The organism is Sorangium sp. So ce726 (assembly GCF_051521405.1).
GTDB lineage: Bacteria > Myxococcota_A > Polyangia > Polyangiales > Polyangiaceae > Sorangium.
The window spans coordinates 2,211,753-2,226,203 of record NZ_CP150349.1 but is presented as its reverse complement, the minus strand read 5'-3'; the positions used below and the strand labels follow the sequence as shown (position 1 = coordinate 2,226,203).

The window sequence follows — 14,451 nt, the reverse complement described above, 5'->3', positions numbered from 1 at the left end:
GAAGCGACCGCCTTCTCCAAAGCGGTAGGTCACCGGCGAGTGCTCGCCACGGGCTTGCCGCATCCAGACGAACGACCCATGGGACCCGGCGCCGGCGTGCCCTGCCTGGCACGCACGGCGACGAGCGAGCAGGTGCTCGCAGGAAGAGGGGACGCGTGAAGTCGGTCGCTGCCTTGATGGCCGAGAGGGTGGTGTGTCTCGTGGAGGAGGAAGACCAACCGGATGCTCGGCCGCTGGCGAACGGGCACGCGCTGCTCCGCACGCTCGCGGTCGGAGTGTGCGGGACCGACCGAGAGATTGCCGCGTTCACGTATGGGTCCGCCCCGGCAGGGACGGACCGGCTCGTGCTGGGACACGAGGCCCTCGCCGAGGTCGTGCAGACGGGTGAGGGCGTGGTTCGCCTTCGGCCCGGAGATCTCGTGGTGCCGACGGTGCGTCGGCCCTGTACCAGGATCGAGTGCCCGGCCTGCCGCGTCGGGCACCAGGACTTCTGCGCGACGGGCGAGTTCATCGAGCGCGGTATCTCCGGGGCGGGCGGCTTCATGACCGAGCTCTTCGTCGAGGAGGAGCGCTACCTCGTCCCCGTCCCTCCGGCGCTCGGCGAGCTCGGCGTCCTCGTCGAGCCGCTGAGCGTCGTGGGCAAAGCGTTCACCCAGCTCGACGCTGCCCTGGCGCGCCTGCCCTGGGAAGACGACGCGCCGCGGGGCCTGGTCCTCGGCGCCGGACCGATCGGCGTGCTCACGGCGATGGGGCTGGTCGCGAACGGGTATCGGGCGGTCGTGTATTCGAGGGAGCCGAAGGACGGCGATCGGGCGCTCTTCGTGCGCAGCATCGGCGCCGACTACGTATCGAGCGAGTCCACCGATGTCGCCGGGCTGGTGAGGCGCCACGGGCGGTTCGACGTGATCATCGAAGCGGTGGGCGTGCCGGCGTTCGCGTTCAATACCCTCCCCGCGCTGGCGGCGAACGGCGCGTTCATCCTCACCGGCATCCCTGCGCCAGGGCCTGCGATCGACTTCGACGCATCCGGTCTGATGCGCGATTTCGTCCTCCAGAACCAGCTGATGTTCGGGACCGTGAACGCCGGCCGCAAATCCTACGAGGCAGCCGTCCGGATGCTCGAGCAGTTCCTGGTCCTGTTTCCCGACGCCGCGCGCCGCGTGATCGCGCGGCGGATCTCGCTCGACGAGGCGCCGGCCTTGCTGCGCGCGGGGTGGGGTGGAGCGAAGACGGTGATCCACGTCGCGGAGGCCGGAACCGCGACGCGTGATGAAGGGCTTCGGGCCGCTGGGTAGGCCGTGGCGCCCCCTCGTCCAGGAACCAGGAAGGACAGCGATGAACCAGAAGCGAAAGCTCAGGAGCCAGGCGTGGTGGGACGACGCGACCAATCCGGAGATGACGGCGCTGTACCTCGAGCGCTACCTGAACTTCGGGCTGACCCGTGAAGAGCTCCAATCCGGCCGCCCCGTCATCGGGATCGCCCAGACGGGGAGCGACCTCGTGCCATGCAATCGCCATCATCTGAGCCTCGCCGTCCGGGTCAAGGAGGGCGTGCGTGACGCCGGCGGGATCCCGCTGGAATTCCCGGCGCACCCCCTCCAGGAGACAGGCAAGAGGCCCACCGCAGCCCTCGACCGGAACCTCGCGTACCTCGGGCTCGTGGAGGTGCTCCACGGATACCCGCTCGACGGCGTCGTCCTCACGACGGGCTGCGACAAGACCACGCCGTCCTGCCTGATGGCGGCGGCGACGGTCGACCTGCCCGCGATCGTGCTCTCGGGCGGGCCGATGTTGAACGGATATTACCGGGGAAGGCTCGCCGGCTCGGGGCTCGTGATCTGGGAGGCACGCCGGCTCCTGGCGTCCGGCAGCATCGACTACACGGAGTTCATGGACATGGTCGCGGCGGCGGCGCCCAGCGTGGGACACTGCAACACGATGGGAACGGCCTTGTCGATGAACGTCCTCGCCGAGGCCGTCGGGATGACGCTGCCCGGATGCGCGGCGATCCCGGCGCCCTATCGGGAGCGGGCGCAGATGGCCTACGCGACCGGGCGAAGGATCGTGGAGATGGTGCACGAGGACCTGACGCCGAGCGCGATCATGACCAAGGCGGCGTTCGAGAACGCGATCGCGGTCGCCTCGGCGATCGGCGCGTCGACCAACTGCCCCATCCACATGAACGCCATCGCGCGCCACGTCGGGGTCGACTTGACGAACGACGATTGGCAGAGGGTCGGGCAAGACGTCCACTTGCTCGTCGACTGCCAGCCCGCCGGGCGCTTCCTGGGAGAGGACTTCTATCGCGCGGGGGGGGCGCCCGCCGTCATGAACGAGCTGCTCCGCGCGGGCCGTCTCCACGGGGATGCGCTCACGGTGTCCGGACGAACCGTGGGTGAGAACGTGGCGAGCGCCGTCGTCGCCAACCGCGACGTGATCCGATCGTACGAAGATCCTCTGCTCCGCGCCGCCGGCCTGCTCGTCATGAGCGGGAACCTCTTCGACTCGGCCGTCATGAAGAGCAGCGTGATCGGAGAGATCTTCCGCAACCGCTACCTGTCGGACCCCGCCAATCCCGATGTCTTCGTGGCGCGGGCCATCGTCTTCGAGGGGCCTGAGGATTACCACGCTCGCATCAACGATCCGTCGCTCGGGATCGACGAGCGCTGCATCCTCGTCATGCGCAACACGGGGCCCATCGGTTATCCGGGCTCCGCGGAGGTCGTGAACATGGATCCGCCCGACGCGCTGGTTCGAGAGGGGATATCCCTGCCGACGCTCGGCGATGGCCGCCAGAGCGGCACCTCGGACAGCCCCTCGATCCTGAACGCGTCGCCCGAGTCCGCGGTGGGCGGCGGGCTCGCGCTGATCCGGACGGGGGATCGCATCCAGGTCGATCTGCGCCGGCGTCGCGTGGACGTGTTGCTCTCCGACGACGAGATCGAGCAGCGCCGCAGGTCCCTGAAGCTGCCGGAGCTCGAGAACCAGACGCCATGGCAGGAGATCTACCGGAACGCGGTCGGCCCCCTGTCCACCGGCGCGTGCTTCGAGCCGGCCGTTCGGTACCAGCACCTCGTTCAGCTTCGCGGGCTGCCTCGTCACTCACACTGAACGGCACGGGAATGGAGGTAAGGACCATGAGCATGGAACGGACGGGGCAGGTCGTCGTGCTGGACTACGACTTTGGCGACGTTGACATCGAGCGCTCTCTCGTGGAACCGGCCGGCTTCGAGCTGGTCGCCGCGCAGTGCAAGACCGAGGAGGACGTCGTGGCCGTCGCGCGCGACGCCGTCGGCGTGCTCACGCAGTACGCCGAGGTCAAGGGGCGAGCCATCTCGGGGCTCCGGCGCTGCCAGGTCATCGCTCGGTACGGCACCGGGGTCGACACTGTCGATGTCGCGGCGGCGACCGGCCGAGGGATCCGCGTCACCAACGCGCCGAACGACTGGTGCGCCGACGAGGTCGCCGACCACGCCGTGGCGCTCTTGCTCACGCTCGCCCGCAAGCTGCCCGCGTACGATCGTGCCACGCGCGGCGGATCCTGGTCCTGGCAGGATGGCCGGCCGATCCACCGGATGCGGGGCGCGACCCTGGGGCTCCTGTCGTTCGGCGCGATCGCCCGAAACGTCGCCGCGAGGATGGCGAGCTTCGGTGTGCGCGTCACGGCGCACGACCCCTTTCTCGAAACGGACGAGATCCGCGCCGCCGGCGCTGTCCCCGTGTCCTTCGACGAGCTCCTGGAGCGCTCCGACTACCTCGTCATCCAGGCGCCGCTGACCCAGGGGACCCGTGGTCTCTTCGGGGAACACGAGCTCCGGCGCATGAAGCCGACAGCGATCCTCGTCAACACCGCCCGTGGTCCGATCATCGACGACGACGCGCTGTACCGGGCGCTCGAGGAGGGATGGATCGCGGGGGCCGGGCTCGACGACACCGCCGAGGAGCCGGCGAAGCGCCGGGACTGGAGGCCGACGAGCCCGCTCTTCTCGCTCGAGAATGTCGTCATCTCGCCCCACGCCGCCTACTATTCGGAAGAGTCGATCGAGTTCGTCCGACGATTCGCGGCGAGCGAGGTCGTTCGAGTCCTGTCCGGACAGGAGCCGATGTCGCCCGTGAACCTCATGGCCGCTTGAGCCCGCCGTCTCGCCGGCGTCAGTGGGTACGGCGGATGCATATGGATGCATATGACGGATGCAGCCTTGGAGGGACACATCCATGCGACAACCAGCCCTGAACCAGGCCGAGGAGCCGTGGGTCGACGTGAGCGTGCCAATCCGTGACGGCATGGTGCACTGGCCGGGCAATCCCCCGGTAGAGATCGTCCAGACGGAGCACCTCGAGCGCGGCGATCCCGCGACCGTCTCACGCCTCTCGCTCGGCGCGCACACAGGCACGCACGTGGACGCGCCGGTTCATTTCATTGTCCGCGCCGCGGGGATCGATCGCGTCCCGCTCGACCGGCTGATCGGCCCCGCGCGCGTCCTCGATCTCGGCGAGGTCGATCGTATCCAGCCGGCCCACCTCGAGCCCGTCGAGATCCGCCCCGGCGCTCGAATCCTCTTCAAGACGGGAAACTCCCGACGCTGGGGCGAGAAGCGATTTCGCTCCGATTACACGTACCTGTCCCTGGAGGCGGCCCATTATCTCGTCGAGCGAGGCGTCTGGGCCCTGGGGATCGACTACCTGTCGATCGGAGGCATGGATCGCGGGGCCGAGACGCACCGGCTCCTGCTCTCGGCGGACGTCGCCATCATCGAAGGGCTGGACCTATCGCGGGTCGAGCCCGGCTCGTACGACCTCGTCGCCCTGCCGATACGCCTGGAGGGGCTCGACGGGGCTCCCGCGCGGGTCGTCTTGCGCCGGCGGCGATCGGAAGAAACGGAGGAAGTGCACCATGGAGCAAGCAAACATTCGTGACGTGCCGATTCCAGCGAGCCGGGTCGGCCTCGGGACCTGGGCCATGGGCGGGTATCAATGGGGTGGCGCCGACGACGACGCGTCGGTCCGCACGATTCACGCGGCGCTCGATCTCGGGATCAACCTGATCGACACCGCGCCGGCCTACGGGTTCGGGCACTCCGAGGAGGTCGTCGGACGGGCCATCGCCGAGCGGGGCCAGCGCGAGCGCGTGATCCTCGCGACCAAAGGGGGCCTCGAGCGACGCGGCGACGCGCTCTTCCGGAACGGGACGCGCAGGCAGATCCTGGAGGAGGTCAAGCTCTCGCTCATCCGCCTGCGCACCGACTACATCGATCTGTATCAGGTTCACTGGCCGGATCCACAGACGCCCTACGAAGAGACGGCCCAGGCCCTCCTCGATCTCCAGCGTGAAGGCAAGATCCGCGCGATCGGCGTCTCCAATTACTCGATCGACGCGATGCAGCGGTTCCGCTCTGTCGCGCCGATCGCCTCGGCGCAGCCGCCGCTGAACCTCTTCGAGAGGCAGGCGGAGGGGGACATCCTGCCTTGGTGCCGCGACAACGGGGTCGCCACGCTCACCTACGGCGCGCTCTGCCGCGGGCTCCTGAGCGGCGCGATCGACGAGAAGACCGCGTTCAAGGGGGACGACCTCAGGAAGACCGATCCGAAGTTTCAGCCTCCGCGCTTCGCGCAGTACCTCGACGCGGTGAGGGGCCTCGAACGCTTCGCGCGCGACCGCTACGCTCGGGGCGTGCTCGCGCTCGCGGTGCGCTGGGTGCTGGACCACCCGGGTGTCTCGGTGGCTCTCTGGGGAGCTCGACGGCCGGAGGAGCTCGCGCCGATCAACGATGTGATGGGATGGAGCCTCGACGACGAAGCCCGCGCCCACATCGACGCCGTGCTCACCGGAGCCGTGCGCGACCCGGTAGGTCCCGAGTTCATGGCGCCGCCGGAGCGCCCCACCAAGGCGCGCAGCGCAGCCTGACGCTGCTTGCGAGTCCATGCCGGCGGCTACGAGCTAGCCGCCGGCATGGCGATTCACGCCGCCCGGAGCCCCGACTCCGGGCGCGCTCGGCCGAAGGCGTCGCACCTGCCCCAGCGCCCGGGGATGTCGAGCAGCCGAATCTCCCCGAGCTCGGCGGGGACCGCCGGATCGACGAACAGGCGATTGCCCATCGGCTCCAGCCCGAGCACGACGCGCAGAAAGAGCAACGGAGCCGCCGTGGCCCAGGCCTGTGGGCTGCACGCGGTCGGATACTCGACCGGGAAGCTGGTGAGCTCTCGTGGATACCCGGCAAACGCCTCCGGCAGGCGGTAGTGGAAGAAGGGAGCCGCGGCCAGGTTGCCCGTGGCGACGCGCCCCGCCTCCACGCTGAAGCCGTAACGCCGGAGCCCGAGCGCGATCAGCGAGTTCTCGTGCGGCCAGACCGTGCCCACGTGATATCCGATGGGGTTGTACCCGCCCTCGTCGTCTGCCATGGTGCGCACCCCCCAGCCGCTGAACAGATGCGGTCCGAGGAGGTGCTCCACAACGCGTTCGGCCTTGGATGTTTCGACGATACCGCTCCAGAGCAAGTGGCCGATGTTCGAGGTCAAGGAGTCGACCCGGCGCTTTTTGCCATCCAGCGCGAGCGCGAAGAACCCGCGATCCTCGAGCCAGAAGTCCTGATTGAATCGGCGTTTCAGCTCGGCCGCGTCTCGCTCCAGGCGCGCCGCCAGCTCGGGGTCCCGCCAGAACTCGCGCGCGAGCCGGGCGCTGCGCACCTTCGCGTCGTAGACGTAGCCCTGGATCTCACAGCACGCGAGCGGCCGCGGCGCGAGCGATCCATCATGAAAGACGATGGAGTCCCACGAGTCTTTCCAGCACTGGTTCTCCAGGCCCGTCTCGGGGTTGCGCGTGTCGTATTCGACATACCCGTCGCCGTCCCGGTCGCCCCACTCATCGATCCATCGAAGCGCGGCGCGCGCGGTGTGCTCCATGGACTGGACGAGCTCCGCGTCGCCGGTCCAGCGCTCGTACTCGTCCAGCAAGATCAGGAAGAGCGGCGTCGAGTCGGCAGAGCCGAAGTAGGGAGAGTGCGGCCGCTCTTCGAAGGCGGTCAGCTCGCCCCAGCGAACCTCGTGGAGGATCTTTCCCGGCTCCTCGTCGCGGAAATCGTCCCGGCGGCTGCCCTGGCGGCGCGCGAGATAGCGGAGCGTGGAGCGCGAGAGCTCGGGGACGAACGGCAACGCTTGCAGGCTCGTGATGATGCTGTCACGGCCGAAGGCCGCCATGAACCACGGTAGACCAGCGGCCGGAATGGCGGCGTCCGGCATCAGCTTGGAGAAGAAGCGCAGCGCGGCCAGGTCGACGAGGCTCCGCTCGTACGTCCGGGCGAGCGTCTCGTTCGAGGTGAGGAGTCGTGGCGCGTGGTCGACCCAGCTCTCGAGGCTGATGCCGATGTTCGGGCGCGCGTGGCTCTCGCCATGGGCGTACTTCACCCGGGTGTGCCGCTCCTCGAGGCCGTCGATCGCCGCCACGACGTCGAGGCACGTGCTCCAGCGGCCGTGCGGCGCGATGGTCGCCCGAAAGGTCATGCCGCGCGGATCGATCTGCGCGGGCTGCGAGGCGGAGATCCATGTCTCGCGCACGAAGCGCTCGCGTCGATAGCCGAGGACGAGCCGATTGTCCTCGATGCGGTGATAGTGCTCGCCTTTCTTCGGGAGCATGTCCTTGACCTCGAACAGGTCAGCAAAATCGGCGGCGGCCTGGATGCGGACCTCGAGCTCGACGGGGACCTTGCCGTGGTTCATGAGCAGGAGGTCCTCGTGGAAGCCATCGCCCGCAAACCGGCTCCGGACGATCGACAGGGTCGATTCGACGTACATCGCGGCAGGCCTCGGGACGAGGAAGAACTGGGCCTGGAAGTATTGCACGTCGTCGGTGGACAGCGCGGCCGGGACGACGCCGTCGATCGTCAGGATCCATTCGGACAGAAAGCGCGTATCGAGGTGAAATAGGCCGAGCGGCCGGCTGACGGAGTGTTCGATGTTGCCGCGCAGATCGCTGACGACGAACGTGCCGCCGTCCAGAATGCTCACTTGCCGTTCCATGGGCCCCCTCCGAGTACGGTGGCTCAGCGCGTCGCTTCTGGCGTCTGTTGGTCCCCCGGGGAGAAGACGCTCTGAAACATCTGGGCGACACCCAGGTCTCCTCGCACGCCGACGCGGCCCTGCATGATCGCCGTGATCAGGTTCTGTTCACCGCGAAAGATCCGCAGGAAATCGTCGAGCGAGCAGGAGAGCTGGCAGTCCTCGCTCGCGCCCTCGGGCGCGATTCCAAAGGACCCGTCGGCGATCTCCACGACGACGCGCTCGTCGTCGCTGAGCTGCACGGCGCACACCTTCCGTGTTCCTCGCAGGCGGGCGTCGTAGCGTCCTGCCGCGAGATCCTTGATGAGCTTCCTTGCTTGCGACATGATCAAAGAGTGTGTCCGGGTTGCCAACCTGGCCTTCGCGCTTCCCACCCCAGGCAAGGGGTGTGCCCTTCTGCAGGCGCGGAGGTCGCCTCCTTCACGGTCGCGTGTGGAGCACGCGAGCGCCGCCCAGCGCGATCAAGATCATCGACATGCCGCCGGTCAAGAGGCTGATTCCGACGAGCAAGCCGAGCACCCTCACGGCCGTTGTGACGCCGCCCGTGATGATCAGCATTCCGAGCCCCACCGCCAGGATGCCGTCGAACACGAGCCATCCCGAGCCCCGCAGCCCGCGGTGCTGATAGGCGCGGATGAGCTTGAGCGCGCCCTCGGAGACGAAGTATGCCGAGGCGATCACCATCAACGCGAGCTTGCCGGTCATCGGGGCGACCACAAGGAGAAGCCCGAACGCCACCTGCACCAGGGCGCTCACGAGCTCCCAGCCGGAGCCGGCCCAGCCGCGGCTCTGGATGGCGTGACTGCCCTCGGCCACGCCGGCGAGCACGATCAACCAGCCGAGGGCGATGGCGGTGACCCGGGAGGCGACGAAGGGCATGATGAACGCGAGCACCCCGAGCACCATCGAGGCAACGCCGATCGCGAGGAACCAACCGCGGTTCTCCCGCACGGTGTGAAAGTCGACCTGCGCAAAGCGCAGCTTCCTCGCGGACTCTCCGAGCGGAGCAACCATGGGCGACCTCTCTGGTTCGTGGAGCACGCATGTCCCGTCGGTCACCCGCCGCGCGAGGACGAGGTGGCCGGGGCCGCGTCCGCGTCGAGCATCGTCCGTGCCAGCGCGCCTGCGGGAACATTGTGCCTGCCGCGCATGGGAGGCGTCACGGCCGAGGGCGGCCACGAGCGCGCCGCCTGATCAGCGGGCGGTGGCCTTCGCGGCCCTGGTGCTCGGAGCGGTCGCCTGCCGGACCTCGCGCCGCTGGAGCTTCGAGCCCTGCTTCGCGCGATTGGCGCTCTTGCGCGTCGACTTGCGCGACGGGCGGTCCTGCGCCGAGTCTTCGAGCGTCGCTGTGGCCTTCCGTGCCCTCCGCATCGTGTTACGCCGCGCCGTCGAGCCGCCGCCCGCCTTCCGGTCGGTCGCGCTCCGCCCCGGAGCGGCCGTGTCGACCGGAACGTCACGCCGCTCCTTCTCGGGCCGCTCCAGCGCGCGCTCGAGGTTCTCCTTGCTGCGCCCCACGCGCCGCCCGATGAAGCTGCCCTCGGGCGATGGATGACCGAGCCGCGCCGGAGCCGCCGCGCCGCGCTTCGACGCTCGCGCCGTGCGCTTCGGGCCGCGCGCCGGCGCGCGTGATGCGGCGCGCGGCGCGCGCCTGAGGGCGCTCTGCACCGCCCGTACGATCCCCGGGACGGCCCTGTCGATCGTCTCGCGCGGCTGGTGGCCTCGCATCTGGTAGACGACGCTGGGGTGCCCGCTCAGGACGACCTTCACGTCACACTCGACGTCGACCCCGCCGCGTGGCCCGTTCACGTCCGTGAAGCGCACCGTGAGCCGCTCGATGTCGGGCGCGAACTTCCCGAGCTTCGCCCCGAGGGTCTGGCGCACGTACGCCCTCGTCGCCTCGTCGACGCCGACGCCGAAGGTCCGCACCGCCAACGGAGTCCGCTCCGTCGGTGTGCGCCCGGCGCGCGCCCGGACCGGTCGTGGCACGGTGGAAGGAAACTGCGGACGTCGCCCGGTGGATGGTCGCCCCATGCGCGCTACATCGAGACCGGCCCCCCGTCGTCAAGCGTCGCGATCCACGGCGAGCGAGATCGTGTTCCTGATCCATCCGCCGCACCTCGGTCGGCTGCCATTCCCACGGAGCGCCCGCATCCGCACCGCCGGGCGGACCCAGGCTGGTCGCCTCCCGGTCACCCACGCGTCGGCCGCTGGCGTCGGAGCCGTTGGCCAGCTGCTCGTCAATGCGAATGACAACCCGTGCAAAACAAGGCCGTCTTCACTGGCGGGTCGTTGTTCGGATCGTCGTCCCGGTAGAGCGCCGAGCGCATCGCGAGATCCGAGGCCAGCCGCTCCTCGACGATCGGCCGGTCACGCCACGTGGAATAGCTCTCTGTCAGCCGCGCATTGCGGAACATGACCTCGGCGGCGTCGACCTCGCCCTCCTTGACCAGAACATCGCCAAAGAAGAGGTAGAGCCCCTCTTGTCCATGCGGCACGCCGGGAGTGCTCCAACAGGCGGAATTGAGGCCCTGTTCTCCCTGCTTGTGGAGATAGGGGGTGATGTCCGGGTTCTCGCGATCGATCTTGGCCCCGACGCAGGTGTCGACCGTGGCCCACATCGCTTCCAAGGCCTCCGCCCACTCCGGGCTGGTCACCGGCTGCCTCTCGAACGCGACGACGGTCATGAACTGGCCGAATGCGGGCCAGCGTTCGGTCCCTGCGCCGAGAAGGGCGCGGCCCTGCTGCACGAGGTCGGCGCTGCGCTGGTCGAGGCCGCCGATGACCAGGGTGGCGCCGAGCCAGCCGTCGTACCGCGCGTCGTCCGGGTTGAGCTCGCGCCCCTCCTGGATGAACCGGAGGAAACTGTCCCAGGACGCGCCGATCTGCTGCGGGGTGAGCGGCGGGTCAGCGCGGTCGATCTCCCCCGTCGTCCAGAACCACGCATTGTAGACCTGGTGCGTGTTGGCGGCATCCTTGGGGTTCTCCTCGTAGGCCCGCATGAGGAGATCGCGGGAGGCGGCGAGATCTTCATAGCGATCGTTGAGGAAGGCGTCCCAGAAGGCCTCCTTCCCCTGCTGGGCGAGCGACGGTCGCCCTGACGAGGCGTCGGGGGCGTCCCTGGCTCCGTCGCAGGACGCCACGGCCAGCGCGGCGACACAGAGGGTTGCCGATTTCATCCTTCGGGCCCTCGCGCCAAGCTCAGGGATCGTCGTTCTGGGCACGAACAGCCTTCGTCGTCCAATGGGGGTCGATACCGTGGTCATCGCGTCTCTCCGTCGGGGTCTCCGGGTGACCTTGAGCAGGACCCGTGCCACGCCATCACAAACCACAAATCATAAGCTATTTCAATTATTTACACTGGCACAGCGGCCTTCGCCTGGGTTCGGAAGGACGATGGAACGAATCTGCGGATGTGATCCAAATGCCGAGTGGACTAATCCAAAATCTCCTGGAATAATTCCGGCCTTGCATGACCCCTCAACGCATCCGCAAGCTCCGAGGCGAACTCAGCCGCGCGGCCTTCGCGCGCCGGGTCGGCGTGACGCCGCACACGGTGTATCGCTGGGAGCTCCCGAGCGACGCCCCCGAGTCGCGGAGGCCCAGGGGCCGCGAGCTTGCGAAGCTTGAGCTGCTGGCGCGAGGCTCGCTCGCCGAGCCTGGGCCATCCGGTGCAAAGCCGGTGTTGCCCGAGGATAGAGCCCTGCCTCCCGAGGTCACACACGCGATTTCAGCGGATGAAGATCTCGCGAGCGTGCTGCCATCGCTGGAGCGCGTGGTCGGGGGCGATATCCGTAGGGCGTATACAGAGCTGGTTCAGCTTACCGCCAAGCAGGATCTATCGCTGAACACGCGGGCGCTCGCGCGCTTTGGCATCGCGCTCGTGGAGCTGGTGCAGTGCTCTGACGCTCGAGCGGCCTTCCTCGCGATCTCCCCTGCCCTCCTCGATGCACGAGCGTCGCTGCTCTCCAGCGACGTCGAAGCCCGCGTATTCGCGGCCGCGGCGCTGGTGCACGCGCTTCCGGACGCATCGCTGTTCGATCTCGGGCGCGTCCATGCCTACGCCGGACGCGCCGAAGCGCTGGCCTGGAACACGGACCCGCAAGCCGTGTGCGTCGCCTGCCTGGCGACGTTCTGCGCTGCCACGCTCGTGAGTGACAAGGAGCTGCTCGAGCGCGCCTACCTGCGGCTCGACAGAGCCGCGTTTACCGAGCTGCCTCCTCTGCTCGATCTGCACGTCGAGGAGTTCAAGGCCTTGCGCCCCATGCTTTCGGGCAAGACGGCCGCTTCGATCCGCGCGTTTGAAGCGATCATCGAGCGCGCCGCGGAGCACGGCTACGCCGTTCTCCACGCGCGGGTGCTCGGCCATGTGGCGCAGCAACATCTCGAGAACATGGCCGATCCCGAGGCGGTGCTCGCGATTTCGCGCCGGGCAAAGCAGATTGGCGCAGGGGCGCGCATCGCGCCGGGATTTCACGGGCTGTTCGCGCTGAGGACCGAGATCGAAGCGCTGCTCCGCCTGGGGCGCACCGCGGAGGCGCTCGAGGTCGTGGGCGAGCTTGATGCCTGGAGCAGCGACACGGGCATCGCGCCGCTCGCGGCAGCTCCGGCGCACGCCCGGCTCCTGTACCTGACGGGGCGCCTCGAAGCGCTGCGGGTGCTTGCTGCCCGGCTGCGTGAGTGCAGCGTGTCCTCGCTGAAGGCGACCTGCCACGCCTACGCCGCGTTCGTGGAAGCGATGGCGTGCACCGTGTCCTCGGAGGACCCGTTGACCACCGTCGCGGCATTCGAGCAAGCTGAGGCGGAAGCGACGGGCGCGCCATCACCGTTCTTGCTGCGCGACGTGCTGCTGTACCGCGTGATCGCTCATACGGTTGCAGGTCAGGACGAGGCGGCGCGGATCGCACTTCGGCGCGTCCAGCGCGTCAACGATCTGTTTCCATCGCCATGGATCACCGCTCACCTCCGGCGAATCGAGGGAATCATGCTGGCGGCGCGAGGGCATTGGAGCGAAGGGCGACAGCTCATCGAATCGGCGATGGCGACGTTCGACCTCGCGCAGGATCGCTGCGATGCGGCGCTGACGCGCCATCTGGTAGCGGTGTTCGCCGACTCCTACAGCGGACGCGACCCGGAAGGTGACATCGAGCGGACGCGCGCCGAGCTCGATCGCGTCGGCGTTCAGGTACCGCGATCGTTGCTGGTCGCTGCGGAGCGGCTACGTCGTTCGCGGCAGACTGCCGAGACCGAGCCGACAGGGCCGCAACGCCTGGGCATCGACGCGCTCGTCGTACCGATCCAGCGGCTCTCCGTGCGGGGCGCGGCGCCAGGGCTGATCTTGCGAGAATTGACGTCTGTCGCATCCAGGTTGCTGCCAGACCGGACGATTCGGCTCGAAGAGATCGACGCGACGGGCAAGGCGCGACGGATCGCCGGGGCGGGCGGGTCTGACGACGGCGTTGAGTGGATCGATTTCGGCGATGGATCCGGACGATTGCTGCGGTTCGGCGTCACCGGCGGTCTCTGCGTTCTCGAACGGTCCGCCATCGCCATGTTGACGACGATGACGTCGCTTGCCCTGGAGGTCGCGATGCTCCGCGGCTGCAGCGAGCAGGGCGATCCGAGCTCGATGGACGAGCGCGCGCCGGAGTTGCCGGGTTTCATCGCGGTGTCGCCCGAGATGCGCAAGCTGCGCGACGAGCTCGTGCGGCTCGCGGCTTCACGCGCCACCGTCATCATCACCGGTGAATCGGGGTCCGGCAAAGAGCTCGTCGCCCGGGCGGTTCACGATCTCTCGGATCGCTCGAAAAAGTCGTACGTCGCTTTCAACTGCGCGACGGTGCCGCGCGATCTGTTCGAAGGTCAGCTGTTCGGCTACCGGAAGGGCGCCTTCACCGGCGCGAGCTCGGATCATCCTGGCGTGATCCGGGCGGCCAACGGAGGCACGCTCTTTCTCGACGAGATCGGCGAGCTCCCGCTCGATGTCCAGCCGAAGCTGCTCAGGTTCCTCGAGAACGCAGAGGTCTTTGCGCTCGGAGAACGTCGGCCGATGCGGGTCGATGTGCGCGTGCTTGCAGCCACCCATCGGGATCTGGCGGCGCTGGTGCGTGAGGGACGATTTCGCGAGGACCTGTACTATCGCTTGCACGTCTTGCCGATCCACGTGCCGCCGCTTCGCGAGCGCCGAGAGGACATCGCTGTGCTAGCGCGCCATTTCGTGCGCGAGGTTTCCAGGCGCAAAGAGCCGCCCGTTCTGGCCCCCGACGCGATCGCCGCGTTGACATCGTATGCGTGGCCCGGAAACGTCCGCGAGCTCCGCAACGTCATCGAGCGCGCTATTGCATTCTCGCCCAAGCTGGATGTGATCCGGGCAGAGCATCTGCGGCTGACGAAACCATGACT

At 68.4% G+C, this 14,451-nt stretch carries 11 protein-coding genes; 6 read left to right on the top strand and 5 right to left on the bottom strand.

What is annotated here, in order from left to right; all coding sequences use genetic code 11:
• Nucleotides 1-155: 155 nt before the first annotated feature.
• From WME79_RS08415 to WME79_RS08395, 5 genes are all read left to right on the top strand, one after another.
• Entirely contained in the window at nt 156-1,295 is a 1,140-nt protein-coding gene (locus WME79_RS08415) for a glucose 1-dehydrogenase (protein ID WP_437534098.1), read from the top strand.
• Between the two features lie 40 nt (nt 1,296-1,335).
• Nucleotides 1,336-3,111 carry an IlvD/Edd family dehydratase gene (locus WME79_RS08410; protein WP_437534097.1) on the top strand — a complete coding sequence of 592 codons (1,776 nt, stop codon included), beginning with the start codon at nt 1,336-1,338 and terminating at the stop codon, nt 3,109-3,111.
• A 26-nt stretch (nt 3,112-3,137) separates the two neighbouring features.
• A complete protein-coding gene (locus tag WME79_RS08405; RefSeq protein ID WP_437534096.1) occupies nt 3,138-4,133 on the top strand; it encodes a C-terminal binding protein in 996 nt (331 codons plus the stop codon).
• A gap of 82 nt (nt 4,134-4,215) precedes the next feature.
• The gene (locus WME79_RS08400; RefSeq protein WP_437534095.1) at nt 4,216-4,917 is read left to right on the top strand and encodes a cyclase family protein; all 702 of its coding nucleotides are present in this window, start codon (nt 4,216-4,218) and stop codon (nt 4,915-4,917) included.
• On the top strand, nt 4,895-5,905 hold the full coding sequence (locus tag WME79_RS08395; RefSeq protein WP_437534094.1) for an aldo/keto reductase: 1,011 nt from the start codon (nt 4,895-4,897) through the stop codon (nt 5,903-5,905). The genes WME79_RS08400 and WME79_RS08395 overlap by 23 nt, the downstream gene beginning before the upstream one ends.
• Before the next feature lie 53 nt (nt 5,906-5,958).
• Here the strand turns inward: WME79_RS08395 and WME79_RS08390 are convergent, their stop codons facing one another.
• From WME79_RS08390 to WME79_RS08370, 5 genes are all read right to left on the bottom strand, one after another.
• A complete protein-coding gene (locus WME79_RS08390) occupies nt 5,959-8,013 on the bottom strand; it encodes an amylo-alpha-1,6-glucosidase (RefSeq protein WP_437534093.1) in 2,055 nt (684 codons plus the stop codon).
• A 23-nt stretch (nt 8,014-8,036) separates the two neighbouring features.
• A complete protein-coding gene (locus WME79_RS08385) occupies nt 8,037-8,378 on the bottom strand; it encodes an SCP2 sterol-binding domain-containing protein (RefSeq protein ID WP_437534092.1) in 342 nt (113 codons plus the stop codon).
• A 94-nt stretch (nt 8,379-8,472) separates the two neighbouring features.
• On the bottom strand, nt 8,473-9,066 hold the full coding sequence (locus WME79_RS08380; RefSeq protein ID WP_437534091.1) for an HdeD family acid-resistance protein: 594 nt from the start codon (nt 9,064-9,066) through the stop codon (nt 8,473-8,475).
• 180 nt (nt 9,067-9,246) lie between these two features.
• On the bottom strand, nt 9,247-9,984 hold the full coding sequence (locus WME79_RS08375; protein ID WP_437534090.1) for a hypothetical protein: 738 nt from the start codon (nt 9,982-9,984) through the stop codon (nt 9,247-9,249).
• A 305-nt stretch (nt 9,985-10,289) separates the two neighbouring features.
• Entirely contained in the window at nt 10,290-11,366 is a 1,077-nt protein-coding gene (locus WME79_RS08370) for a hypothetical protein (protein WP_437534089.1), read from the bottom strand.
• A 155-nt stretch (nt 11,367-11,521) separates the two neighbouring features.
• Here WME79_RS08370 and WME79_RS08365 point away from each other — a divergent pair, with 155 nt between their 5' ends.
• Complete coding sequence (locus tag WME79_RS08365; protein WP_437534088.1) at nt 11,522-14,449, top strand: sigma 54-interacting transcriptional regulator; 2,928 nt, start codon at nt 11,522-11,524, stop codon at nt 14,447-14,449.
• The last annotated feature ends 2 nt before the right edge of the window (nt 14,450-14,451 follow it).